Annotated in this window: 17 protein-coding genes and 1 pseudogene; 6 read left to right on the top strand and 12 right to left on the bottom strand. The window is 72.4% G+C overall.

All coding sequences use genetic code 11. The annotated features are described in order from the left end of the window. Positions 1–2 precede the first annotated feature (2 nt). Positions 3–257: pseudogene (locus AQJ64_RS52530) on the top strand (hypothetical protein); the annotation flags it as partial. Here the strand turns inward: AQJ64_RS52530 and AQJ64_RS42445 are convergent. Beyond that, positions 197–763 (bottom strand): DJ-1/PfpI family protein, encoded by a 567-nt coding sequence (locus tag AQJ64_RS42445; protein ID WP_055637760.1) that lies wholly within the window; start codon positions 761–763, stop codon positions 197–199. The pseudogene AQJ64_RS52530 and the gene AQJ64_RS42445 overlap by 61 nt on opposite strands. 539 nt (positions 764–1,302) lie before the next feature. Here AQJ64_RS42445 and AQJ64_RS42440 point away from each other — a divergent pair. Beyond that, a complete protein-coding gene (locus tag AQJ64_RS42440) occupies positions 1,303–6,252 on the top strand; it encodes an NAD-glutamate dehydrogenase (protein WP_055637759.1) in 4,950 nt (1,649 codons plus the stop codon). A gap of 91 nt (positions 6,253–6,343) precedes the next feature. Here AQJ64_RS42440 and AQJ64_RS42435 read toward each other — a convergent pair whose 3' ends face one another. Both AQJ64_RS42435 and AQJ64_RS42430 read right to left on the bottom strand, forming a co-directional pair. Continuing rightward, positions 6,344–7,222, bottom strand: a complete 879-nt coding sequence (locus AQJ64_RS42435) for an ABC transporter ATP-binding protein (protein WP_055637758.1) — start codon at positions 7,220–7,222, stop codon at positions 6,344–6,346. Next, a complete protein-coding gene (locus AQJ64_RS42430) occupies positions 7,215–8,135 on the bottom strand; it encodes an ABC transporter permease (RefSeq protein WP_055637757.1) in 921 nt (306 codons plus the stop codon). Before AQJ64_RS42430 ends, AQJ64_RS42435 begins: the two co-directional genes overlap by 8 nt. 194 nt (positions 8,136–8,329) lie before the next feature. Here AQJ64_RS42430 and AQJ64_RS42425 point away from each other — a divergent pair, with 194 nt between their 5' ends. Both AQJ64_RS42425 and AQJ64_RS42420 read left to right on the top strand, forming a co-directional pair. Next, positions 8,330–8,965 carry a TetR/AcrR family transcriptional regulator gene (locus tag AQJ64_RS42425; protein WP_055637763.1) on the top strand — a complete coding sequence of 212 codons (636 nt, stop codon included), beginning with the start codon at positions 8,330–8,332 and terminating at the stop codon, positions 8,963–8,965. Positions 8,966–9,025: 60 nt separating this feature from the next. After that, entirely contained in the window at positions 9,026–9,670 is a 645-nt protein-coding gene (locus AQJ64_RS42420; protein ID WP_055637756.1) for a LuxR C-terminal-related transcriptional regulator, read from the top strand. On the opposite strand, the gene AQJ64_RS51935 is transcribed toward AQJ64_RS42420, so the two are convergent. From AQJ64_RS51935 to AQJ64_RS42410, 3 genes are all read right to left on the bottom strand, one after another. Beyond that, positions 9,667–9,792: a hypothetical protein gene (locus AQJ64_RS51935; protein WP_280529297.1), complete on the bottom strand. Its 126-nt coding sequence runs from the start codon at positions 9,790–9,792 to the stop codon at positions 9,667–9,669. The genes AQJ64_RS42420 and AQJ64_RS51935 overlap by 4 nt on opposite strands. Continuing rightward, a complete protein-coding gene (gene galE / locus AQJ64_RS42415; RefSeq protein ID WP_055637755.1) occupies positions 9,789–10,796 on the bottom strand; it encodes a UDP-glucose 4-epimerase GalE in 1,008 nt (335 codons plus the stop codon). The genes AQJ64_RS51935 and galE overlap by 4 nt, the downstream gene beginning before the upstream one ends. Positions 10,797–10,860: 64 nt before the next feature. Continuing rightward, on the bottom strand, positions 10,861–12,105 hold the full coding sequence (locus tag AQJ64_RS42410) for a glycosyltransferase family 87 protein (RefSeq protein WP_055637754.1): 1,245 nt from the start codon (positions 12,103–12,105) through the stop codon (positions 10,861–10,863). Between the two features lie 92 nt (positions 12,106–12,197). On the opposite strand from AQJ64_RS42410, the gene AQJ64_RS42405 reads away from it, so the two are divergent. Further along, the gene (locus AQJ64_RS42405; RefSeq protein WP_338060015.1) at positions 12,198–13,697 is read left to right on the top strand and encodes a glycosyltransferase family 39 protein; all 1,500 of its coding nucleotides are present in this window, start codon (positions 12,198–12,200) and stop codon (positions 13,695–13,697) included. Here AQJ64_RS42405 and AQJ64_RS42400 read toward each other — a convergent pair. After that, positions 13,639–14,142 carry a MarR family winged helix-turn-helix transcriptional regulator gene (locus tag AQJ64_RS42400; RefSeq protein WP_055637753.1) on the bottom strand — a complete coding sequence of 168 codons (504 nt, stop codon included), beginning with the start codon at positions 14,140–14,142 and terminating at the stop codon, positions 13,639–13,641. The genes AQJ64_RS42405 and AQJ64_RS42400 overlap by 59 nt on opposite strands. 144 nt (positions 14,143–14,286) lie before the next feature. Here AQJ64_RS42400 and AQJ64_RS42395 point away from each other — a divergent pair, with 144 nt between their 5' ends. Then, a complete protein-coding gene (locus tag AQJ64_RS42395) occupies positions 14,287–14,700 on the top strand; it encodes an organic hydroperoxide resistance protein (protein ID WP_055637752.1) in 414 nt (137 codons plus the stop codon). A gap of 108 nt (positions 14,701–14,808) precedes the next feature. Here the strand turns inward: AQJ64_RS42395 and AQJ64_RS42390 are convergent, their stop codons facing one another. From AQJ64_RS42390 to AQJ64_RS42370, 5 genes are all read right to left on the bottom strand, one after another. Then, complete coding sequence (locus tag AQJ64_RS42390; RefSeq protein WP_059203511.1) at positions 14,809–16,362, bottom strand: hypothetical protein; 1,554 nt, start codon at positions 16,360–16,362, stop codon at positions 14,809–14,811. A 75-nt stretch (positions 16,363–16,437) separates the two neighbouring features. Beyond that, a complete protein-coding gene (locus tag AQJ64_RS42385; protein WP_244902730.1) occupies positions 16,438–17,781 on the bottom strand; it encodes a hypothetical protein in 1,344 nt (447 codons plus the stop codon). Positions 17,782–17,907: 126 nt separating this feature from the next. Continuing rightward, the gene (locus AQJ64_RS42380; RefSeq protein WP_055632816.1) at positions 17,908–20,175 is read right to left on the bottom strand and encodes a bifunctional glycosyltransferase/CDP-glycerol:glycerophosphate glycerophosphotransferase; all 2,268 of its coding nucleotides are present in this window, start codon (positions 20,173–20,175) and stop codon (positions 17,908–17,910) included. 8 nt (positions 20,176–20,183) lie between these two features. After that, positions 20,184–22,385, bottom strand: coding sequence for a bifunctional glycosyltransferase/CDP-glycerol:glycerophosphate glycerophosphotransferase (locus AQJ64_RS42375; protein ID WP_055632817.1), 2,202 nt, complete (start codon positions 22,383–22,385; stop codon positions 20,184–20,186). A 56-nt stretch (positions 22,386–22,441) separates the two neighbouring features. Next, positions 22,442–24,706 (bottom strand): bifunctional glycosyltransferase/CDP-glycerol:glycerophosphate glycerophosphotransferase, encoded by a 2,265-nt coding sequence (locus AQJ64_RS42370; RefSeq protein WP_055632818.1) that lies wholly within the window; start codon positions 24,704–24,706, stop codon positions 22,442–22,444. Positions 24,707–24,826: the final 120 nt, after the last annotated feature.

Here is a 24,826-nt window from a genome sequence, read left to right as displayed (position 1 = left end):
CGGTCCGGGCCGAGGGCCTGTCCGGCTCGCGCATCGCCGAGGCGGGCGAGCGGGTCGGGGTCCGCGTCCCGTCCGGCCCGCGTTTCGGGGCCGACGGCGCCTTCGAGGGATTCGTCCGCCTCCCCCGCACGGCGGGCGGCGAGGCACCGCGCACGGTGCGGCGCCCCCGCGGAGCCGGCGCCGCACCCGGGAGCGGTCAGCCGGCCGGGGCCTTCTCACGCAGCACCCTCAGGAACGCGCGCATCCAGGCCGGGTGATCGGGCCAGACCCGGGCCGAGACGAGGGTGCCGTCGACCACGGCCTCGCTGTCCTGGAAGGTGGCGCCGGCCGACTGCATGTCGAGCTCCAGCGCGGGATAGGCGGTGACCCGGCGCCCGCTCAGCGCGTCGGCGGCGGCGGTGAGCAGGGGGCCGTGGCAGATCTGTGCCACGGGTTTGTCGGCGTCGAAGAACGACTTGAGGATCTTGCGGAGTTCGGGGTCGTTGCGCAGGTACTCGGGGGCGCGGCCGCCGGGGATGACGACGGCGGCGTACTGGCCGGGGTCGACCTCGGAGAAGGCGAGGTCGGCGGGCCAGGTGTAGCCGGGTTTCTCGGTGTAGGTGTCGAAGCCGGGCTCGAAGTCGTGGACGACGAACCGGAGCTTCTTTCGGGTGGGGGCGGCGATGTGGACCTCGTAGCCCTCTTCGCGCAGGCGCTGGTAGGGGTAGAGGACTTCCAGGGACTCCGCTGCGTCGCCGGTGACGATGAGGATCTTCGCGGACATGGTGGCGGCTCCTCTCTCGCGGGCGCTGTCAGCCTCAGGGTCCCTCGGCCGAGGCGCCGGCGTCGACTTCTCCGTCCCGGGCACCCTCGGTTCCCCGCCCCCGTCCCCGTCCCTGTGCAGAACGTCAAAGTTCTGCCCCTTGTTTTGTACACATACGGCTCATGACGGGTCCCCGGTGGGGAGCGATAGCCTTAGTGGCGTGATCAGCGCGATAGTTCGCGGGGGTTCTGTTGCCCCTGCCCTGCGCCCGGTGCGTGCGGACCATCTCCGCGGCCGGGCGGCGGACGCTGGTTCTTGCGGGCGGGACAGGGGCGCAAGGGACCCCGGGACGCCGGACACACGCACAGAAGGCGCGGCGCGGAGAGCAGCGTCACACCCTGCGGCGGTGTCGAGAATGGCCGATAACCCCCCGCTCATCTCATCTTGCGGCATAGCGTCGGAGCGGACCGGAGACCCCGGGCTGTGGCGTCGAGTCGCAAGGGAAGAGACCGTACTTCCTTCTACGTCACGCAACGGCGCGCGACAGGAGTCAGAGGACAATGCAGACCAAGCTGGACGAAGCCAAGGCCGAGCTGCTCGAGAGGGCGGCGCGGGTCGCTGAGAACAGCCCGGTCGGGGGGTACCTACCGACTGGGACGACGGGCGAGGGCACGCCAGGAGCTCCGGGCACCCCGGACCACGACGCCCTGCTCGCGTTCCTCCAGCGCTACTACCTGCACACCGCCCCGGAGGACCTCAAGGACCGCGACCCGGTCGATGTCTTCGGAGCCGCTCTCTCCCACTACCGGCTCGCCGAGAACCGACCGCAGGGAACCGCCAACGTCCGGGTCCACACCCCGACCGTCGAGGAGAACGGCTGGACGTGCAGCCACTCCGTCGTCGAGGTCGTCACCGACGACATGCCCTTCCTCGTCGACTCCGTCACCAACGAGCTGACCCGGCAGGGACGCGGCATCCACCTCGTCGTGCATCCGCAGGTCGTGGTGCGGCGCGATGTGACCGGCAAGCTGATCGAGGTGCTGCCCGCGGCGCCCGCCGCCGGTCTTCCGCACGACGCGCACATCGAGTCGTGGATCCATGTCGAGATGGACCGCGAGACCGACCGCGCCGACCTCAAGCAGGTCACCGCCGATCTGCTGCGGGTGCTCTCCGACGTCCGGGAGGCCGTCGAGGACTGGGAGAAGATGCGGGACTCGGCGCTGCGGATCGCCGACGGTCTCACCGAGGAGCCCAGGCCCGGCGATCTGCCCTCCGCCGATGTCGAGGAGGCGCGGGAGCTGCTGCGCTGGCTCGCCACCGACCACTTCACCTTCCTCGGCTACCGCGAGTACCAGCTGCGCGAGGACGACTCCCTCGCGGCCGTGCCCGGCACCGGGCTCGGCATTCTGCGCGCCGACCCGCACCACTCCGGTGAGGACGCCCACCCCGTCAGCCCGTCGTTCGAGCGGCTGCCGGCCGACGCCCGCGCCAAGGCCCGCGAGCACAAGCTGCTCGTCCTGACCAAGGCCAACAGCCGGGCCACCGTGCACCGGCCGTCGTACCTCGACTACGTCGGGGTGAAGAAGTTCGACGCCGAGGGCAACGTCGTCGGGGAGCGCCGTTTCCTCGGACTGTTCTCCTCCGCCGCCTACACCGAGTCCGTGGTGCGGGTCCCGGTCGTGCGGCGCAAGGTCGCCGACGTCCTGACGGGCGCCGGGTTCTCGCCCAACAGCCACGACGGGCGCGACCTGCTCCAGATCATGGAGACGTATCCCCGCGACGAGCTGTTCCAGACCCCGGTCGACGAGCTGCGCTCCATCGTCACCTCGGTGCTGTACCTCCAGGAGCGCCGCCGGCTGCGGCTCTACCTGCGCCAGGACGAGTACGGGCGCTACTACTCGGCGCTCGTCTACCTGCCCCGCGACCGCTACACCACCGGGGTACGGCTGCGGATCATCGACATCCTGAAGGAGGAGCTCGCCGGGACGAGCGTCGACTTCACCGCCTGGAACACGGAGTCGATCCTGTCCCGGCTGCACTTCGTGGTCCGGGTCGCGCCGGGCACCGAGCTGCCGGAGCTGTCGGAGTCCGACAAGGACCGTATCGAGGCGCGTCTCGTGGAGGCCGCCCGGTCCTGGGCCGACGCGTTCGCCGAGGCGCTCACCGCCGAACTCGGCGAGGAGCGGGCCGCCGAGCTGCTGCGCCGCTACAACAACTTCACCGAGGGCTACAAGGCCGACCACACCCCGCGCGCCGCGGTCGCCGACCTCGTCCACCTCGAACGGCTCACCGAGGAGCAGAGCTTCTCGCTCAGCCTGTACGAGCCGGTGGGCGCCGCGCCCGACGAGCGCCGCTTCAAGATCTACCGCAAGGGCGACGCGATCTCCCTGTCGGCGGTGCTGCCGGTGCTGAACCGGCTCGGTGTCGAGGTCATCGACGAGCGGCCGTACGAACTGCGCTGCTCGGACCGGTCGGTGGCCTGGATCTACGACTTCGGGCTGCGCATCCCCAGGGGGCTGGGCGGCGGGAGCACCGATCTGCTCGGCGACGACGGGCGTGAGCGGTTCCAGGAGGCGTTCGCCGCGACCTGGACCGGCCGCGCGGAGAACGACGGGTTCAACGCGCTGGTGCTGGGTGCCGGGCTGAACTGGCGGCAGGCGATGGTGCTGCGCGCCTACGCCAAGTACCTGCGGCAGGCCGGGTCCACCTTCAGCCAGGACTACATGGAGGACACCCTCCGTACGAACGTCCACACCACCCGCCTCCTCGTCTCCCTGTTCGAGGCGCGGATGTCGCCGGGCCGGCAGCGGGCCGGGCTGGAGATCGTCGACGCGCTGCTGGAGGAGCTCGACGCCGCGCTCGACCAGGTGGCCTCCCTCGACGAGGACCGGATCCTCAGGTCCTTCCTCACCGTCATCAAGGCGACCTTGCGTACCAACTTCTTCCAGACCACCGAGGACGGCGCGCCGCACGCGTACGTGTCGATGAAGTTCGACCCGCAGGTCATCCCGGACCTCCCGGCGCCCCGGCCGGCGTTCGAGATCTGGGTGTACTCGCCGCGTGTGGAGGGCGTGCACCTGAGGTTCGGGAAGGTCGCGCGCGGCGGTCTGCGCTGGTCGGACCGGAGGGAGGACTTCCGCACCGAGATCCTCGGCCTGGTCAAGGCGCAGATGGTGAAGAACACCGTCATCGTGCCGGTCGGCGCCAAGGGCGGCTTCGTCGCCAAGCAGCTCCCCGACCCGGGCGTGGACCGCGACGCGTGGCTCGCCGAGGGCATCGCCAGCTACCGCACCTTCATCTCGGCGCTGCTCGACATCACCGACAACATGGTCGCCGGGGAGGTCGTGCCGCCGTCCGACGTCGTACGGCACGACGAGGACGACACCTACCTGGTGGTCGCGGCCGACAAGGGCACGGCGACGTTCTCCGACATCGCCAACGAGGTCGCCGGATCGTACGGCTTCTGGCTCGGGGACGCCTTCGCCTCCGGCGGCAGCGCCGGCTACGACCACAAGGCGATGGGCATCACCGCCCGCGGCGCCTGGGAGTCCGTCAAGCGGCACTTCCGTGACATGGGCGTCGACACCCAGGTCGAGGACTTCACGGTCGTCGGCATCGGTGACATGTCCGGTGACGTGTTCGGCAACGGCATGCTGCTGTCCGAGCACATCCGTCTGGTCGCCGCGTTCGACCACCGGCACATCTTCATCGACCCCAACCCGGACGCCGCGGTCTCCTACGCCGAGCGCCGCCGGCTGTTCGAGCTGCCGCGCAGCTCCTGGGCCGACTACAACGCCGACCTGATCTCCACCGGCGGCGGCGTCTTCCCCCGTACGGCGAAGGCGATCCCCGTCAACGCGCACATCCGGCAGGCCCTCGGCATCGAGGCGGGCGTCACCAAGCTGACCCCGGCCGACCTGATGAAGGCGATCCTGTCCGCGCCGGTGGACCTGCTGTGGAACGGCGGCATCGGCACCTACGTCAAGGCGGGCACCGAGTCGAACGCCGACGTCGGCGACAAGGCCAACGACCCGATCCGCGTCGACGGCCAGGACCTGCGCGTCAAGGTCGTCGGTGAGGGCGGCAACCTGGGTCTGACCCAGCTCGGCCGGATCGAGTTCGCCCGCCAGGGCGGCCGGATCAACACCGACGCCATCGACAACAGCGCGGGCGTGGACACCTCCGACCACGAGGTGAACATCAAGATCCTGCTCAACGGGCTGGTCACGGACGGCGACATGACGGTCAAGCAGCGCAACAAGCTGCTCGCCGAGATGACCGACGAGGTCGGCGCGCTGGTCCTGCGCAACAACTACGCGCAGAACACGGCGATCGCCAACGCCCTCGCCCAGTCCAAGGACATGCTCCACGCCCAGCAGCGCTTCCTGCGCCACCTGGTGCGCGAGGGCCACCTCGACCGGGCGCTGGAGTTCCTGCCGACCGACCGGCAGATCCGCGAGCGCCTCGGCTCCGGCCACGGCCTGACCGGCCCGGAGACGGCCGTCCTGCTGGCGTACACGAAGATCACCGTCTCGGACGAGCTGCTGCAGACCTCCCTGCCGGACGACCCCTATCTGCGCGGCCTGCTGTACGCGTACTTCCCGACCGCGCTGCGCGAGCAGTTCCCGGAGCACATCGACAGCCACCCGCTGCGCCGTGAGATCACCACGACCGTGCTGGTCAACGACACGGTCAACACGGGCGGTACGACGTATCTGCACCGGCTGCGGGAGGAGACCGGGGCCTCGCTGGAGGAGATCGTGCGGGCGCAGACCGCGGCCCGGGCGATCTTCAGGTCGGCGCCGGTGTGGGACGCGGTGGAGGAGCTGGACAACACGGTCGAGGCGGCCGTGCAGACCCGGATCCGGCTGCACTCGCGCCGGCTCGTCGAGCGCGGTACGCGCTGGCTGCTCAACAACCGGCCGCAGCCGCTCCAGCTCGCCGAGACCGTCGAATTCTTCGCCGACCGCGTCGAGCAGGTCTGGTCGCAGCTGACCAAGCTGCTGCGCGGCGCGGACCTGGAGTGGTGGCAGAAGATCTACGACGAGCTGAGCGGCGCCGGGGTGCCGGACGAGCTGGCCTCCCGGGTGGCCGGGTTCTCCTCCGCCTTCCCGGCGCTGGACATCGTGTCGGTGGCCGACCGGATGGGCAAGGACCCGCAGGACGTCGCCGAGGTCTACTACGACCTCGCGGACCGGCTGCACATCACCCAGCTGATGGACCGCATCATCGAGCTGCCGCGGGCCGACCGCTGGCAGTCCATGGCCCGTGCCTCCATCCGCGAGGACCTCTACGCGGCTCATGCGGCGCTGACCGCGGACGTCCTGGCCGTCGGCAACGGCACCTCGACGCCCGAGCAGCGGTTCGAGGCGTGGGACGAGAAGAACGCGGCGATCCTGGGCCGGGCGCGGACGACCCTGGAGGAGATCCAGGGCTCGGAGACGTTCGACCTGGCGAACCTGTCGGTGGCGATGCGGACGATGCGGACGCTGCTGCGGACGCATTCGTGAGGGAACGCGGCATTTGCGGTAATGCGGTAGTGCAGTAATGCGGTAAGGGGCGCCTCCCAGGGAGGCGCCCCTTACTTTTCGTCCGGTCGGCTCAGACCGTCGCGGTCGGCTCGGGAGCCGGCTTCGCCGCCCGCTTCCGCGCGGCGGGCTTCTTCCTGGTCCGCTGGTCGCCGCTGAACTCCTCGTAGGCGTTCATGACCTCCTCCGTCGGACCGTCCATCCTCAGCTCGCCGCGCTCCAGCCACAGCACGCGTTCGCAGGTGTCGCGGATCGAGCTGTTGCTGTGGCTGACGAGGAAGACGGTGCCGGCGTGCTCGCGCATCTCGCGGATGCGGTCGGCCGAGCGCCGCTGGAACTTCGCGTCACCGGTGGACAGCGCCTCGTCGATGAGGAGGACGTCGTGGTCCTTGGCGGCGGCGATGGAGAAGCGCAGCCGGGCCTGCATGCCGGAGGAGTAGGTGCGCATCGGCAGGGTGATGAAGTCGCCCTTCTCGTTGATGCCGGAGAAGTCGACGATCTCCTGGTAGCGCTCCTTGATGTGTTCCCGGGGCATGCCCATGGCCAGACCGCCGAGGTAGACGTTGCGCTCGCCGGTCAGGTCGCTCATCAGGGCCGCGTTCACGCCGAGGAGGGAGGGCTGGCCGTGGGTGTAGATACGGCCGTTCTCCACCGGCAGCAGGCCCGCGACCGCCTTGAGCAGCGTCGACTTGCCGGAGCCGTTGGTGCCGATCAGCCCGATGGCCTCGCCCTTGTAGGCGACGAAGGAGACGTTCTTCACCGCGTGGACCCGGCGGACGCCCGCTGCCTGCTCGGCCTTCTTGCGGCGCAGGATGCGGTTGAGGGCGGCGGTGGCGGTGCCCCGGCCGGCGCCCGTGCCGTTGACCCGGTAGACGATGTCGACGCCGTCCGCGATGACGGTGGGGGTCGGCTCGGCGGTGCCGTGCCCGATGTGCGTTGAGTTCTCAGCCACGGCCGTACGTCTCCTCAGCCTTCCAGAAGTAGATGAAGCCGCCGACACCGGCGAGCAGCGCCCAGCCGGTCGCCCACACCCACACGTGCGGCGGCAGCTGGCTCGCGTGGAAGGTGTCGATCAGGGCGAAGCGCATCAGGTCGATGTAGACGGCGGCCGGGTTGGCGCGCAGCAGGTCCGTGGCCCAGGCCGGCCAGTCGCTGTGCTTGCTGAGGAGGTTGTCGATGCTCCACATCACGCCGGAGATGTACATCCAGGTGCGCAGCACGAACGGCATCAGCTGGGCGACGTCGGGAGTCTTCGCGCCCACCCGGGCGAGGATCATCGACACACCGGCGTTGAAGATGAACTGCAGCAGCAGGGCCGGCACGGCGAGGACCCACGAGACGGCCGGTGGCACCCCGACGGCGAGCAGGATGAACACCAGTGCGGCCATCGAGAACAGCAGCTGCTGGAGCTGCTGGAGACAGTACGAGATCGGCAGCGCGGCCCGCGGGAAGTGCAGGGCCCGCACCAGGCCGATGTTGCCGGAGATGGCCCGGGTGCCCGACATGATCGAGCTCTGCGTGAACGTCCACACGAACACGCCCGTGACCAGGAAGGGGATGTAGTCCGGGACGCCCTTCTTGGTCTGCAGCAGCACACCGAAGATGAAGTAGTAGACCGCCGCGTTCAGCAGGGGGGTCATCACCTGCCAGACCTGGCCCAGCTTCGCCTGGCTGTACTGCGCGGTCAGCTTGGCGGTGGCGAAGGCGGTGATGAAGTGGCGGCGCGCCCACAGCTGGCGGATGTACTGGGGCAGGGAGGGGCGGGCACCGCTGACCGCGAGGCCGTGACGGGCGGCGAGGGCCGCCAGGTCGTCGTCGGGGGGTCCGGCCTGCGTCGTGGGCGGTGTGTGGAGTACCTGGCTCACATCCGCTGCTTTCACTCGGGGGTGGGGGTGCGTGCAAGGTCGTTCCGGCTGCACTCTGCCGTCGCCCGGCGTTCTCTTACGCTTCTCTTTACGTTTTCTTACGTCGGGACGGGACCGTATCGTCGCAACGTGAGCGTAGGCCTATTCGACGTCGGAACGCAACCGTTTCGTCGTAACGCCCTATGCTGGAGGGCATGACGACGAACGCGACGAACGCCGACGAACCGCAGGCGAAGCCGCGCCGCCGGGCTCCGGCGGGCGCGGCCGTGCTTCGCGAGGATGTGACGGAAGCCATCCGGGCGGCCGTGTTCGAGGAGCTCGCCACCGTCGGCTACGCGCGGATGTCCATCGAGGGCATCGCCCGGCGCGCCGGCGTGGGCAAGACCGCGGTGTACCGGCGCTGGCGCTCCAAGCTGCACCTGGTCCTCGATCTCGTCTCGGCGCTCGCCGTGCAGGGCCTGCCGGCCCCGGAGACGGGGAGCCTGGAGGGCGATCTGCGGATGCTGTACGAGGTGACCTCCCGGGCGCTGCGGCACCCCGCGGCCTCGCAGATCATCCCGGACCTCCAGGCCGAGGCGGCCCGCAACCCCGAGATCGCCGAGGCGCTGCAGAAGACGCTGCGCGAGGGTCAGGAGGGGGTCGCGCTGAAGATCGTGGCGGCGGCGGAGCAGCGCGGCGAGGTCCGGATGGGCCTCGACGACGAGCTGGCGCTCGATCTGATCTCCGGTCCGCTTTACTGGCGTTCGGTGGTGATCCGCAGTCCGAAGCTGCCCAAGGGCTATCTGGGCGCGCTGGCGCGGGCGACCGCGGAGGCGATCAAGGCGCTGTGACCGGGGGAACTCCGGGCGCCGTGACGGGAGTCGACAGGGGTCGACGGGAGTCGAGGTGGCATGAGAGTCGTGTTGGCCGAGGACAACGCCCTGCTCAGGGAGGGACTCGTCCTGTTGCTGACGTCGGCCGGGCACGAGGTGGCGGCCGTCGCCGGCTCCGGCCCCGAGATCCTTCCGGCGCTGCTGGAGCACCGCCCCGATGCGGCCGTGCTCGATGTGCGGATGCCGCCGGGCTTCCGTGACGAGGGGCTGCGGGCCGCGCTGGAGGCCCGCGAGAAGATCCCCGGCCTCCCGGTCCTGGTCCTGTCCCAGTACGTCGAGGAGTCCTACGCGGCCGAACTGCTCGGCGGCGGCGCGAACGGCGTCGGCTATCTGCTCAAGGACCGCGTGGGCCGCGTCGACGAGTTCCTCGACGCCCTGCAACGGGTCGCGGGCGGGGGTACAGCCCTGGACCCCGAGGTGGTCACCGAACTGCTGACCCGCCGCAAGGACTCCCCCCTCGACCAGCTCACCCCCCGCGAGCGCGAGGTCCTCAAACTGATGGCCGAGGGTCACGACAACACCACCATCGCGGGCACGCTCGTCATCACCGAGCGCTCGGTCAGCAAACACATCGGCAATGTGTTCCTGAAACTGGGCCTGCCCCCGAGCGACAGCGGCCACCGCCGGGTGCTGGCGGTACTGGCGTATCTCAACAACGCCTAGGCCACGCGCGAGGCCCGTTCCGCCGGCCGGGCCTCCTCCGGCCCGAACCCGAACGGCGCCCCCGGTGCGTCCCCCGCGGCGGAGCCGACGGCACACCCGACGGCACGTGCGCTGTCGATCATCCCGTCGGTGTACGGGGCAGGCCGTGGGCCCGCCGCGCCTGCGGACGCAGTCGCAGCCACCCCTCCCAGGCCGACGTGATCATGTCCTGGACGTCGTGTCCCGCCTTCCAGCCCAGCTCTGTGGCGATGCGGTCGGCGGAGGCGATCACACGGGCCGGGTCGCCGGGGCGGCGAGGGGCGATCGCCGGGGGGCGGGTGTGGCCGGTGACGGTGTTGACGCGGTCGATCATCTCCCGGACCGAGACGCCCTCGCCGCGGCCGATGTTGAGGGTGAGGTCGCGGCCGGGGGAGGTCCGCAGGGCGTGGGCGGCGGCCACATGGGCCTCGGCCAGGTCGGCCACATGGATGTAGTCACGGACGCAGGTGCCGTCGGGGGTGGGGTAGTCGTCGCCGAAGATGCGGGGCCGCGCGTTCTCGGTGAGCCTTTCGAAGATCATCGGGATGAGGTTGAAGACGCCGGTGTCGGCCAGGTCGGGGGAGGCCGCGCCCGCCACGTTGAAGTAGCGCAGGCAGGCCGTGGACAGGCCGGTGGCCCGGCCGGTCGCGCGGACCAGCCACTCCCCGGCCAGCTTCGTCTCGCCGTACGGCGACATCGGCAGGCACGGGGTGTCCTCGGTGACGAGATCGACGTCCGGCATGCCGTACACGGCGGCCGAGGAGGAGAACACGAAGGACCCGACCCCGGCCTCGGTGACCGCCTCCAGGAGGACTCTGAGGCCCTCCACGTTCTCCCGGTAGTAGTGCAGGGGCCGCTCCACCGACTCGCCGACCTGCTTCTTCGCCGCGAGATGGACGACGCCGGTGACCGCGTGCTCGGCGAGGACGCGGGCGACCCGCTCCCCGTCCAGCGTCGAGCCCGTCACCAGCGGCACCCCCGCCGGCACGCGCGCGGCGATGCCGGTCGACAGGTCGTCGTACACCACCGCCCGCTCGCCCGCCGCGGTCATCGCCCGGACGACGTGCGCCCCGATGTAGCCGGCGCCGCCGGTGATCAGCCAGGTCATGTTGGATTCCCCCAAGCAGGATGGCCGGTTGCGGTGGGTTTCGTCCGCGATCGGCCCGTTCGTCTCACAGTGAAGCAGGCGTGCGGCTCTCCCGCAGGGCCTGTGGACAACTCCCGGCGCGCTCGGGGGCGCGCGCCGTGGTCGCGCGCCACAGGCGGACGTAGGACAGCACGGCCGCCGCGAGCAGCATGCCGTTGCGCAGGACCATCAGCCCGGTTCCGGTCCAGGTGCACTCGATGACCTTGCCGTACTCGACCGGGAAGATCACGGCGCTGACCGCGGTCGACGCGAGGATCAGCGCCACCACCGGACGCTGGGTGGTGTGCCGGGAGGTGAGGCAGACGGCGGCCAGGCCGACCAGCCAGATCATGTACTGCGGGCTGATCACCCGGCTGGTCACGGTGAACAGCAGGACCGCGCTCAGCGCGGCGTCGAAGGGCACGGCCTCGGTCCAGTGCCGGGCGCGGACCCGCCACAGCAGGAGCAGGCCGAAGGCGACGGCGGTCAGGGCGAGCGAGGCGTGCGCCACGCTGGAGACGTACGGCCCCGTGAACTCCATCGCGCCGTACCGGTAGTGGACCCTGCCCGGCCACCCGGCGTGGGTCGCCAGCGAGAGCAGCGTCCCGCCCAGGGACTCGATCTGCACGCCCCGGCCGCCCTGCTGGCGCACGAAGGCGAGCGGATTGCGGAACACGAACACCAGCAGCAGGAACAGCGAGGCCCCGGTCAGGGCCACCGACGACCACACCGACCGGGAGTCGCGCCCGCGCCGTACGCCGATCAGCACCAGCGCCGGCCACACCTTCACCAGCGCCCCCACGGCCGCGAACGCCCCGCACACGCGCGTGGAGCGGGCGAGCGCCAGCAGGGAGATCACCGCGAGCGCCGTGACCTGCACGTCGTAGCGGGCGAACGGGACGCGGACCAGCAGGGGCAGCCCGCCCACCCAGACCGCGGCCCCGGCCAGGGTGCGGCCGGGCCGGGTGCCCGCGTGGGCGAGCGCGCAGGCGACCGCCGCGTCCGAGAGGACGGTGAGGGCGACGAACGCCTGGAAGTACGTCCACCACGGCAGCACACCCGGCGACAGCAGTACGAGACCGGCGCCCGGCGGGTACTGCCACAGGGTGTCGTGCGCGGGGAAGGCGCCGTGCGCGAGGACGCCGTACCAGTGGTGGTACAGGTGCCACACCTCCCGGCCCACCCGGCCGCCCAGGATTCCCAGGGAGTCGTGGGCGAGCAGCCACAGCATCAGGGCGCGGGAGGCCAGCCAGGCGGCGCCGAGGGCGACGAGAAGGTGACGACGTCTCATGACGGCGGATCGTAAGGCGCCCGAATGCCTCTTTAGTTCAGATACTCCGTCAATAGCCAAGAAGCGGTACTAAATCCAACAAAATGGGGTCCGTGGACATCAGGAACAGGGCCGGCGCGGTGGTGCTCCCTCCCGTCGGCGCCGGGCTCGCGCTCGGTCTGTGGGGGCTGGACCGCGGGGGCATGTGGCGCGACGAGGCCGTCACCTTCCAGGTGGCGCGGCGCTCCGTGCCGCAGATCTGGCGGCTGCTGCACGGGGTGGACGCCGTGCACGGCCTGTACTACCTGCTCCTGCACGCCGTCCTCGCCGTCCGCCCCGGCGAGGTCCTCCTGCGCCTGCCGTCCGTCTGCGCGGCGGCCCTCGCGGCGGGCCTGGTCGCGGCCCTCGGCGCCCGGCTGGCCCGGCCGCGCGTCGGCCTGTGGGCGGGCCTGCTGTACGCCGTCACACCGCTCGTGGGTCACTACGCGCAGGAGGGCCGCTCCTACGCCCTCGTCTGCGCCGGCGCGGCCGGGGCGACCCTGCTGCTCGTCCGGGCGCTCCACGGGTGCTCCTGGTGGCCGTACGGCGTCGTCCTCGCCCTGACCTGTCTGCTGCACGAGCTGGCGGTGGCGCTGGTGCTCGCCCACGGGGTGACGCTCCTGCACGCGCGCGTGGGGAGACGGGACGGGGCGCGGTGGGCCGCGGCGGCCGGTGCCGCGGTGCTCGTCCTGACCCCGCTCGCCGTCGTGTCGCGGGCCCAGGCCGGCCAGGTGGCGTGGCTGCCCCGGCCGGGCACGGGCAGCGCGCTGCGGCTGCTGCACGCGTTCCTCGGGACGGGCGGGCCGGTCTTCTGGACCTGTCTGCTCCTCGCCCTCGCCGCCCTGCCGGGCCCCCGCCGGCTGACCCTCGCGTCGGTGGCCCTGCCCTGGGCGGTCGTCCCCCCGCTGACCCTGCTGGCCGTCTCCCAGCTCCGCCCGATGTACGACGACCGCTATGTGCTGTACGCCCTCGCGGGGGCGCCGCTGCTGGTGGCGGCGGGCGCCGACCGGGTGCTCGGGGCGAAGTCGCCCCTGGTCCCGCTGGCGGGAACCCTCGCCGTCGCCCTCGCGTTCACCCAGTACCTGCCCCTGTACCGCCAGGACCGCACCCTGCGCGGTCGTCCCGACACCCTCGCCGCCGTCTCGGCGCTGGCCGCGCGCGAGGTGCGGCCGGGCGAGGCCGTGGTGTTCCTGCCGGCCATCGGACGGCGCGCGAAGGTGTCGCACCCCGAGGGCTTCCGGGGGGTGCGGGACGTGGCGCTCGAGGCGTCCGGTCCCGCCTCCGGCACGCTCTACGGCCGGGAGCGGGGCGCCGCCGAGCTGCGCCGCGCGCTGCTCGCGCTGGACCGGCTGTGGGTGCTGGCCGAGCCCTACGCCCTGCGCTCCCCGTGGTACCCCCGCAATCCGGCCGAGCGGGTCAAGCTGACCGTGGTGACGGAGGAGTTCGTGCCGGGCGAACCGAGACGGGAGTTCGTCCGGGACGGGGTCACCCTGCGCCTCTACACCCGCCGCCCCGCTACCCCTGCCGGGCCCCCGGCTCCTCCTCCAGCGCCGCCGCGTCCAGGGCGCCGGTGAGCTGGTCCAGGCGCTCCCTCAGCTCGCTGATCTCCTCCAGTTCGAACCCGGTCGCCGAGACGATCCGCCGGGGCACCTGGAGCGCCCGCTCCCGCAGCGCGGCACCCTCCTCGGTCAGCCGGATCTCCACCGAGCGCTCGTCGCGCGCGCTGCGCTCCCGGATCACCAGGCCCGCCGTCTCCAGCCGTTTGAGCAGCGGCGACAGCGTGCCGGAGTCCAGGCGCAGATGTTCTCCGAGCTTCTTCACGGGCAGCTCGCCCTGCTCCCACAGCACCAGCATCACCAGGTACTGGGGGTAGGTCAGCCCCAGTTCCTTGAGGATCACGCGGTAGACGCCGTTGAAGGCACGCGAGGCCGCGTGCAGGGAGAAGCAGATCTGGCGGTCCAGGCGCAGCCAGTTCTCCGAGGGGGCGGGGGCGGAGAGAGGGGTCGACGTCGGGGTCATGTCTCCAGGGTAACTCCAGCGGGCCATTTAGTTGTGCGCAATTGAATTGTGTGCTCTACTTGTCCCCGTGAGCGGCCCGGACGCGAGAAGCGGCCGGACCGGCCACCCCCCGACACAGACTCATCCGAGAGGGACGGTTCATCAATGGACGCGCTCTACACCGCAGTCGCCACCGCCACCCACGGCCGCGAGGGCCGCGCCGTCACCAACGACGGGAAGATCGACCTCGCGCTCGCCCTGCCGGTGGAGATGGGCGGCAACGGTCAGGGCACCAACCCGGAGCAGTTGTTCGCCGCCGGCTACGCGGCCTGTTTCGGCAGCGCTCTCGGTCTCGTCGGCCGCCAGGCGAAGGTCGACGTCTCCGACGCCGCCGTGACCGCCGAGGTCGGCATAGGCAAGCAGGGCGAGGGCTTCGGCCTGAAGGTGACGCTGCGCATCGAGCTCCCGGACACCCTGGACGAGGCGACCGGCCGCAAGCTGGTCGAGACCGCCCACCAGGTCTGCCCCTACTCCAACGCCACCCGCGGCAACATCGACGTCGACCTCGTCATCGAGTAACCCCCGGAGGGGGCGCGAAGCCCCCGGCCCGAGGCCTCCCGCGGGACCCGGACCATCGGGCGACCCCTCGGGAGGCCTCTGTCCACCGGCACCCCGGGTCCGCGTGTCTCATCCCACCCGCGCCAGTACCTCCCCCGTCCGCCGGCTCCACGCCACCACCACGGCCTCCTCGGGCACCGGGTGCCAGCGCGTCAGCAGCAGCCAGCGGACCCGGTAGCGGCGGACGATCGCCGCCCGCCCGGCCCGTGTCGAGCCGGGGGCGAGATACGCCCGGACGTCCGCCATGCGGCGCAGCCTCGCCCGCTCGTCCAGCGCCGCGTCCGGCCAGGCGGGCGCGGCGAGGTTCGGCCCGTACCCGGCGATCGCGTGGACGGCGAAGTACCCGTCGGTGATCACCACCTCCCCGGGCCCGATGTGCCGCGCCGCCCAGTCGTACGCCGGCCAGCGCGGCGGCTGGTCGAAGCCCACCGGATCCAGCGCACGCGGCACGACCGCCCCCGCCTGCACGGTCAGCAGCCCCAGACAGGCCCCGGCGGCCGCCACCGCGCCCAGCGCCCTGCGCCACACCCCCCACGGCCGGGGCGCCGCCAGCTCCACCGCCAGCGCGAACTGCGGCGGCACCAGCGTCAGGCCGAGGATCCGCCCGTAGGTGTAGTGGCCGCTGACGAACCCGTACGCCACCACCAGACAGTCCAGGGCGAACATCAGCACCAGCGGATCGCGCGCCGAGCGCCGCGCCCGCGCCCACAGCGCCGGCAGGCCCAGCAGCGCCAGCCAGAAATGGCCGGTCAGATCGTCGTACAGCCGTCGGTGCATCCCGTCGACGCTGCCGTCCCCGGCCAGCGCGAACACATCGAAGTACGGCCAGGCGGCGGCGACCAGCAGTGCCGTCGTGGCCGTCACCGTCCACCGCGCCGCCACCGCCGGCCGCCACTCCCGCTGCCGGCCCAGGACCACCGCGACACCGCCCGTCACGGCCGCCACCGCGGTGATCGGATGCACCAGCAGGATCGCCCCGTACAGCGCGCCGACCCCCGCGTACCCGGTGAAGCCGCGCAGCCCGTCCGGGCCGACGTACCGGACCAGGCGTTCGTCACGCGCGCGTGCCGCCGTCAGCGCCCACGCCCAGAAGGCCAGCCCGATCGCGAAGGTGGACGGATAGCCGAGGTTGCCGGTCATCGACATCAGGCCCAGATAGCCGCTCCACCAGGCGCGTTCCGTGCCCCACAGCAGCGTCATCGCCGCCAGCGCGAGCACCGGCGCCCACGGTCTCGGCGTCAGCGCCCGCACGAACCGGCCGAGACCGGTCAGCAGCACGACCAGATTCACCGGCCCGGCGACCCGCAGCACCTCCCACCCCGTCAGCCCGGTCGGCCGGGCGAACACACCCTCGGCCACCGCGTACGGCGAGTAGTAGGGGCTGCCCGCGCCCGGCAGATCGGCCATCGGGTGCCGGGGGTGCAGCAGACCGGCCTTCAGGCGCTCCACGACGGCCGCGTGCACCCCCGCGTCGCAGCACAGCGGCACCCGCCAGAACGCCAGCGTCGTCACCAGCCAGAACAGGAAGCCGAAGACCTGGTACGGGCTCGGACGCCACACCCGCCGGCGGCGCAGCGCCCCGGCGCCGCGCGCCGGACGCCGGATCAGGACACCGGCGCTCACCGGGCGTGGACCAAAAAGTGACAAGCTGGGTCAAAGTTGCGCATGAGGGGCATTGGCCGTACCTTCCCTCCCGCATCAACGGCCTCGCCCCCTGTCACCCCGGCGGGTGAGCCCGAACGGAGTCATTCCCGCGAACGGGCCCCGCCGGACCGTTCGAGCCCGGTCCGGCGGACCCGGCCGGTCCTGCGCGGGCAGCGCGATCCGCTCCCGCGGCGGGACCGACTCCAGCAGCAGCGGCAGCCCCAGTACCGGCAGCAGCCACGCCAGCACGATCAGCCGGTCGCCCCAGATGCTGATGTCCGGATGCCCGGCCTGGGTGAGGACCCCGGTGAACGCGGCGGCCACCACGAACACCCCGGCCGGCCGCCGCCCCCGCAGCACCCCCCACGCCCCCGCCGCCACCGCCACGGCGAACAGCGGCTCCCACAGCTGACGGCGCGTCCACTCCACCCAGAAATTGACCTGGAGATGCAGGAACTCCGGCCACGCGCGCGTGCGGTCCGGCCGGGAGAAGTGCGCGGTCAGCAGATCCTGAAGGCTCTCCGACTCCGACGGAAGGTGCAGCAGCCGGGCCAGCAGCACGGTCCCCAGCACCCCGCAGCAGCCCACCGCCGTCACCGCGAGCACCCCCCGCCCCGGCTCCCGCCCGGCCCGCCGGCGCCGCATCGCGACCAGCGCGCCCGCGCCCGCCAGGCACGCCCCGAGGAACAGCGCCTGCGCGTGCTTGACCGTGAACAGCGCGGCCAGCGCGCCCCCGACCAGCCACAGTCCCGCGCGCACCCGCCGCGCGTCCCCGTCCAGGGCCAGCGCGCACCCCCACACCGCGGCCAGCGTCAGCGCCAGCAGCAGTCCCTCGGTCATCGGACGCATCGCGGTCGTGCCGCACGGCAGGACGTAGAACAGGGCCTGCCCCGTCAGGCACACGGGGGCCGCCGCGCGCAGGGTGCGCAGGACCAGGAAGACCAGCACCCCGCCCGCCACCGTCACCGCGACCCCCGCCAGCCACAGCCCCCACGTCACCCCGAACAGCGTCAGGAACGGCAGCAGGAACACCGGGTAGCCGGGCCGCGCCTCGAAGATCCGCATGAAACGCTCCGGCATGAACGGCGCGGTGCGCCCACCGCTCTGCCCCGCCCCGAGCCGCGCCTCGACGGCGCGCCACTCGCGCTCCCGGCACGCGGCCAGCACCCGCCCGGCCGGGTCCGGCCGGTGGAAGCGGAGCACGTCCACGCTCTGCCGCCGCGCCGCGATCGAGGCACCGCTGCGGCAGGCGTAGTCGATGCTCGCGGCCGCCGCCTCCCGCTTGCCCTCCCCGCGCAGACTCAGCGCGTACGACAGGTAGTTCTTGGTGTCCGGGGTGTCCCGGCCGGTGACGTTCGCGAGCTGGAGCACCGCGAACACACCGGCCAGGACCAGCACCCAGACCCGCGGCCGGACCGGACGGGCCGCGACGAGTGAGCGGATTCTACGAATATTCGTGACATTTAGGAGATTCAGGAGATTCAGGAGATTCACGGTATCCGGCCTATCACGCGGGCCCGCCGCTCAGGTCGACGCGAGCTCCTCGTGCGCCGCGCCCGGCGCGGGCACCTTCGCCGCCGCGACGTCCGGGAACTCCTCGCCCAGCAGCAGCCGCCGTACGACCCGTTCGGCGGCGTGTCCGTCGTCGTACGCGCAGAAACGCGCCCGGAACGCGGCCCGCAGCCGGGTGGAGTCCTCGTCCCGCCAGCTCCCGGAGGCCAGCAGCCGGGCCAGCTCGCCGAAGGAGCGCGAGACATGGCCCGGCGCCTCGGCGGTGATGTCGAAGTAGGTGCCCCGGCTCGCCGTGTACGCCTCCCAGTCGTCGGCGTGGACGACGATCGGCCGGTCCAGGTTGGCGTAGTCGAACATCAGGGCCGAGTAGTCGGTGACCAGTACGTCCGAGGCGAGCATCACGTCCTCCACGTGCGGCTCGTCCGTCGCGTCGACGAGCACCCCGCGCCGGTGCAGGTCCGCCAGGCCCATCCCGCGCGCGTGCCCGGTCGCCAGGGACGGGTGGAGCCGTACGACGAGGGTGTGGCCCTCGCCCAGCCCGGCGGCGAACCGGGCCAGGTCGATCCGGTCGACGTGCCCGCCCCGGACGTACTCCCGCCGCGTCGGCGCGTACAGCACCACGGTGTGCCCCGCCGGGATGCCCAGCCGGGCCCGCACCGCCGCGCCCGCCCCGGGGTCCGCGCCGACCAGCACGTCGTTGCGCGGGCTGCCGGTGCGGGCGGAGGCGAAGTGGCACGGGTACGCCCGCTCCCACACCAGCTCCGAGTGCCGGTTGGCGACCAGGCTGTGGTCCCAGCGGTCGGCGCGGCGCAGCATCTGCGGCACGTCCACCCCGTACCGCGCCCCGGGCCGGTTCAGCAGATCGGCGGCCATGTACTTCAGCGGGGTGCCCTGGTGGGTGTGGATGTGGACGCTGCCGGGGCGTTTGGCCAGCGCGCCCGGCCAGTTGACGTTGTTGACGAAGAAGCCCGCCCGCGCGGTCACCCGCCGGTACGCGGGCGAGTCCAGCAGGACGTGCTCGACGCCCTCCGGGAGCCCGGCGGCCGTCTCCTCGTCGCGCACCACCCACACCCCGCGCAACTGCGGCGCGATCTCCAGCGCCTTGCGGTAGACCGCCCCCGGGTCGCCCAGCACACCCCGGTGCGAGAACGCCGAGTACACGACCAGCTGCGGATCGATCGGCCGGCGGGCGCGCACCCCGTCCACCGCGCGCTGGGCACGCGCCCCGGCCGCCCGGCGTACGAGCGTCCTGCGCCGCGCCAGCTCCCGCCGCGCGCGCTCGGCCTGCCGCCGCGCCCGGTAGGCCGCGTATCCGTGCTCCAGCACCCGCAGTTCAGCCGGCACCGGTTCGCCGTCCGGCCGGCGGGAGCGGAACATCTCGGCCGTGCGGCGGAAGAACTCCTTCTTGTCGGACGGCGGCAGCCGGTCCGGCTTGGCCAGGATGTCCAGGCAGTGCTCGCCCATCTTGCGGTGCAGATACGGCCGCCAGCCCGCGAGCTCCGGGCGGGAGTCGACGAAGGCGAAGACCCGCTCGTACTGGTCGTGGATGTCGAAGTGCTTGCGGCTGGTGGTGGACAGGATGTTGCCCTGGCGGCGCTGGCGGTAGTTCAGGCAGATCCGGTCCAGCACGGCGATCCGCTCCGCGCTGAGCATGACCGGGAACGTCCAGGGCGTGTCCTCGTAGTAGCCGGGCGGGAAGGCGAAGCCGTTGCTCTCGACGAAGTCGCGCCGGTAGACCTTGTTCCACACCACCATCAGCAGATCGAGGATCTCGGGGCGTTCGGCGGCCGTGAAGGTGCCGTCCGTGCCGCCCCCGTTCCCGTTCCCGTTCCCGTTCCCGGCTCCGCTCCCGGCCTCGGCCTCGGCGAGGATGTGCGCGAGGGCGTTGCGGCGGGTGCCGCCCCACCAGTAGGTGCGCGCGTAGTCGAACACCAGTACGTCCGGGTCGGCGGACCCGGCCAGCCGGTCGGCCATCGCGCGCAGGGCGCCCGGGGTGAGGGTGTCGTCGCTGTCGAGGAAGAACAGGTAGTCGCCGCCCGCGTGCGGCAGGCCCGCGTTGCGGGCGCGGCCGAGGCCCACGTTCTCCGGCAGATGCAGCACCCGGACCCGCTCGTCGCGGGCCGCGTACTCGTCGAGGATCGCGCCGCAGCCGTCGGGCGAGCGGTCGTCGACGGCGATCACCTCGAAGTCCGCGTACGACTGCGAAAGCAGCGAGTCGAGACACTCGCGCAGGAATCCCTGCACCTTGAAACAGGGGACGATGACGCTGAAGCGGGGCACTGCGGGGGTCAGCTCCTCACGGGGGTGGCGGCGGGGGCCGGGACGCGTTCGGCGAGCGGCAGCACGGGCTCGATCGCCTCCGGGGGCTCGCCGAGCAGCACCCTGCGCACCACGCGCTCGGCGGCCCGGCCGTCGTCGAACTGGCAGAAACGGGCCCGGAACGCGGCCCTGAGCTCCCCGGACTCCGGCGAGGCGTACCCGCCGTCGCGGAACACCCGCGCCAGCTCCTCCGGAGTACGGGCCACCGGTCCCGGCGGCGCCGCCATCAGGTCGAAGTACACGCCCCGCGTCTCGGTGTAGACCTCCCAGTCGTCGGCGTACACGACGATCGGGCGGTCCAGGTTGGCGTAGTCGAACATGATCGACGAGTAGTCCGTGACCAGCGCGTCGGCGGCCAGGCACACCTCCTCGGAGGAGCGGTGGCCGGTGACGTCGAGGATCCGGCCCGTGCCGCGGGCGCGGCCCACGTCGTAGAAGTAGTGGGCGCGCAGCAGGACGACGACGTCCTCGCCGGCCGCCTCGCAGAAGGCCTCCAGGTCCAGGCCGCCCTCGAAGCCGGTCCGCCAGTCGCGGTGGGTCGGCGCGTACAGCACGGCCGTCCTCCCCTCGGGCACCCCCAGCTCCCGCCGGATCCGGGCCACGTCCTCGGCGGTCGCCGTGTAGAGGACGTCGTTGCGCGGATAGCCGTACTCCAGGTGCTCGTAGCGGCCGGGGAAGGCGCGCTCCCACACCTGTGTGGAGTGGGTGTTGGAGGAGAGGTTGAAGTCCCAGCGGTCCACCCGCCCGAGCAGCTTGGTGAACGAGCCGCTCGCGGCCGCCACCACCGGGTACGTCGACTGGTCGACACCCATCTTCTTCAGCGGGGTGCCGTGCTGGGTCTGCACATGCACACTGCCCTCCCGCTTGACCACGCCCTCCGCGAAGTTGGCGTTGTTGACCAGGTACGTGGCGCGGGCCAGGACCTGCCAGTAGCGGCGGCTGCCGATCACGGCGTGGTCGACGCCCTCGGGCACGGTGTGCGCCTGACCGGGCTCGACGAGGAACACCGAGCGGATGTGCGGGGCGAGTTCGGCGGCCTTCGCGTGGATCGCGGCCGGGCTGCACGCGTAACCGCGGCCCCAGTAGGCGCAGTACACCGCCAGGTTCGGGTCGAGACGGCGGCGCAGCTGGCGCCGGTAGAACAGGCGCGTGCGCAGCCCCCGGGGGCGCGCCAGGCGCTGGGCGGCGGCCGACAGCCGCTGGTTGGCGCCGCGCAGCGCACGGAACGCCGTGTACGCCCCTGCCGCGAGCAGCCGGTGCTGCACCCCGAGGCTCCCGCCCGGCCTGCGCAGACCGGCGGGGCGGTGGCGGCGGTACAGCCGGCCCGCGCGGCGGAAGAAGGCCCGGCGACGGCGGCCCGGCAGCCGGCGCGGGTGCGCGGCCGTCTTGAGGACGAGGGCGAAGAGCTGCTCGAACAGCGGCCCCGACCGGTCGGCGGGCAGACCGAGTGCGGCGGCCGCGGCCAGCACCGGCTCGATGCGGTCCAGCAGTTCGGTGTGGTGCTCGCCCGGAAGGTTGAGCCGGCTGCCCTGCCGGCGCAGCAGATGCCGCACGACGACCGAGCGCAGCACCGCGATCCGCTCGGCCCGCAGGGTGACCAGAGCGCCGAAGCCGATGTCGGTGAAGTGCCCCTCGGGGAAGGCGAGCCGCCGCTCGGCGAGGAAGGCGCGGCGGTAGGCGGCGCTCCAGGCGGGCAGCAGCACCCCGGTGATCCGGGGCGCCTCGGCCGGGGTGAAGGCGCCCTCGGGGGCCTTCGCCAGCAGCGGGGCCGCCGGGTTGGCCGGCTCGCCCTCCCACCACGGGACGCGCTCGTGCTCGACGTACAGGACGTCCACGTCACCGGTGGCGGCAAGGCGGGCGTCCAGCGCCGCCAGGGCGCCCGGGGCGAGGGTGTCGTCACCGTCGAGGAACAGCAGATACGTCCCGTGCGCCGCCCGCATCCCGGTGTTGCGCGCCCCGGCCAGGCCCGCCGACGGCGGCGAGTGGACCGGCGTCACCCGTGGGTCCCGCCCGGCGTACCCGGCGGCGAGGACGGCGGCCGGGGCGTCCGGCGCGTCGCAGACCGGGATCAGCTCGAAGTCGCCGAAGGACTGGGCGAGGACGGAGTCCAGCGCCAGGGACAGCCGGCCCGCGACCCCATGGGACGGGACGATGATGCTGAAGCGGGGCATGCTGCTCTTTCTCTGTCGGGCGTGCTGCGCCGGTGTGTTCGTCGGGCAAACGGTGTTCAGCGGCCGTCGGTGACGGGCTGCGCACCGGAAGGCTGCGGTACGGCGGTGAGCGGGGGGTGGCCCGAGGCCGCCGCCGACGGCACGGGCCGGCGCTCGGCGAGCGGCACGACCGGCGGCAGCTGGGTCTCGCCCAGCACGATCCGCCGTACGACCCGCTCGGCGGCGCGCCCGTCGTCGTACGGGCAGAACCGCTCGCGGAACCCGGCCCGCAGCTGCGTCGAGCGGGAGCCGCGCCAGTGGCCGGTGCTGAAGATGTCGATCAGCTCGTCCTCGCTGCGCGCCACCGCGCCCGGCGGGACGGCACGCAGATCGAAGTAGACGCCGCGGGCCGCCCGGTACGCCGCCCAGTCCTCGTCGGGGGCGTGCACCACGATCGGGCGGTCCAGGTTGGCGTAGTCGAACATGATCGACGAGTAGTCCGTGACCAGGGCGTCCGAGGCGAGGCAGAGCGACTCGACACTGGGATGGTCGCCGACGTCGATGACCCCGGGCGTGCGCTGTGCGAGGAGGGCGCCCTGCCAGTGGTGCGCGCGGGCCAGCACCACGAAGCGCGGGCCCAGGCGGCGCAGGACGCGCTCCAGGTCCAGGGCGGGGTACTGGGTGCGCCGGTGGTCGCGGTGGGTGGGCGCGTACAGGATCGCGACCGTGTCGCGGGGGATGCCGAGGGAGTCGCGCAGCCGGGCCACGTCCGCCGCGGTCGCCCGCTGGAAGACGTCGTTGCGCGGATAGCCGTACTCCAGGGTCCGGTACCGGCCGGGGTAGACGCGCTCCCAGGTCAGGGTGGTGTGGCGGTTGGCGGACAGCACGTAGTCCCATTTGTCGACGCCGCGCAGCAGCTCCTCGAAGTCCATGTCCCGGGCGGCCGCCGGGCGTTCCTGGAGGTCGAGGCCCATGTGCTTGAGGGGGGTGCCGTGCTGGGTCTGCACGAAGACCTGGCCGGGCCGTTTGACCAGCCTGCGGTCGAAGTTGACGTTGTTGACGAGGTACTTGGAGCGGGCCAGCGCCGTCCAGTAGGCGGCCGTGCCGGGGGTGAGGGGGCGCGGGCCCGGCGGGATCGCCTGCCGGTGCTCGGGGCGCGCGATCCACGCGGTGCGCACCTCGGGCGCGTAGGCGCGGAACGCGGCCTCCAGCGCGCCCGGGTTGCAGCCGTGCCCGCGCCCCCAGTACGCCCCGAACACCGCGCGGTCGGCGCGCAGGGGCAGCCGCAGCTGGACGCGGTAGTGCGTCTGGAGCAGGGCGGCCCGCAGGGCGCGGGCCAGCTTCACGGCGAGCTTCACGGCGCGGCGGCGCAGGGTCATGGCCGCCTGGAGCCCCCGGTAGGTGCGGTGCAGGCCGAGGTGGACGAGGGTGTGGCGCAGCCGGGAGCGCAGCGGGATCCTGGTGCCGGGGGTGAGGTAGCGGCGGTAGTGGGAGCGGGCCCGGCGCAGGAACTCGGCGCGCGCGGCACGCGGCAGCCGGTCCCGCTTGGCGAAGATCGTCGTGAAGTGGTCGACCATGCGGCGGAACAGCACCGGCCGCCAGCGCGCCAGCTCGGGGTGCTCCTCGACGAACGCGAAGACCCGGTCGTACTGCTCGAAGACGTCGAAGTGCCGGCGGCTGGTGGTGGACAGGATGTTGCCGCGGCGGCGCTGGCGGTAGTGCACACAGACCCGGTCGAGCGTCGCGATCGACTCCGCCGCCATCAGCGCCGGATACGTCCACGGCGTGTCCTCGTAGTAGCCCGGCGGGAAGGCCAGGCCCACGCGGTCGACGAACTCCCGCTTGCAGGCCTTGTTCCAGGCCACCATCAGCAGCCGGAACAACTCCGGGCGGTCCTCCAGCCGGAACGGGGCCGGACCCTGTTCGCCGAGCACGGCCGCGACCTTGTTGCGCTCGGCCTCGCCCGTCCAGTAGGTGCGCGCGTAGTCGTAGACCAGGACGTCCGGTTCGCCGGTCTCCTTCAGCCGGTCGGCGATCGCGCGCAGCGCGTCCGGGGTGAGGGTGTCGTCGGAGTCCAGGAACAGCAGATAGTCGCCGACCGCCACCCGCATCCCGGCGTTGCGGGCCCGGCCCAGACCCGCGTTCTCCGGCAGATGCACCGCGCGAACCCGTGGATCGCGCGCCGCGAACTCGTCGATGATCTCTCCGCAGGCGTCCGGCGAGCAGTCGTCGACGGCGATCAGTTCGAGATCGGTCCACGACTGGGACAGCACCGATTCGAGGCACTCGTGCAGATACGCCTGAACCTTGTACGCGGGGACGATGACACTGAACCTGGGCAAGGGGCATCCATGGGTCGGCGCGGGCAGGGCCTTGCCCGGGAACGGCCGATGGAGTGAATCGGTTACGGTTCGTACGGCATTCGGGGGATTCCGGGTGAACGAGCGGGGGCGGGACCGTGA

It is taken from the genome of Streptomyces griseoruber (genome assembly GCF_001514205.1).
Taxonomy (GTDB): Bacteria; Actinomycetota; Actinomycetes; order Streptomycetales; family Streptomycetaceae; genus Streptomyces; species Streptomyces griseoruber.
Note: the sequence above shows the minus strand (reverse complement) of the source record. Positions and strands in the feature narration are given on the sequence as shown.

Coding starts and splice junctions, on each gene's coding strand:
- AQJ64_RS42445 (WP_055637760.1), bottom strand. CDS start 763: ATGTCCGCGAAGATCCTCATCGTCACCGGCGACGCAGCGGAGTCCCTG.
- AQJ64_RS42440 (WP_055637759.1), top strand. CDS start 1,303: ATGCAGACCAAGCTGGACGAAGCCAAGGCCGAGCTGCTCGAGAGGGCG.
- AQJ64_RS42425 (WP_055637763.1), top strand. CDS start 8,330: ATGACGACGAACGCGACGAACGCCGACGAACCGCAGGCGAAGCCGCGC.
- AQJ64_RS42420 (WP_055637756.1), top strand. CDS start 9,026: ATGAGAGTCGTGTTGGCCGAGGACAACGCCCTGCTCAGGGAGGGACTC.
- AQJ64_RS51935 (WP_280529297.1), bottom strand. CDS start 9,792: ATGATCGACAGCGCACGTGCCGTCGGGTGTGCCGTCGGCTCCGCCGCG.
- galE (WP_055637755.1), bottom strand. CDS start 10,796: ATGACCTGGCTGATCACCGGCGGCGCCGGCTACATCGGGGCGCACGTC.
- AQJ64_RS42410 (WP_055637754.1), bottom strand. CDS start 12,105: ATGAGACGTCGTCACCTTCTCGTCGCCCTCGGCGCCGCCTGGCTGGCC.
- AQJ64_RS42400 (WP_055637753.1), bottom strand. CDS start 14,142: ATGACCCCGACGTCGACCCCTCTCTCCGCCCCCGCCCCCTCGGAGAAC.
- AQJ64_RS42395 (WP_055637752.1), top strand. CDS start 14,287: ATGGACGCGCTCTACACCGCAGTCGCCACCGCCACCCACGGCCGCGAG.
- AQJ64_RS42375 (WP_055632817.1), bottom strand. CDS start 22,385: ATGCCCCGCTTCAGCATCATCGTCCCGTCCCATGGGGTCGCGGGCCGG.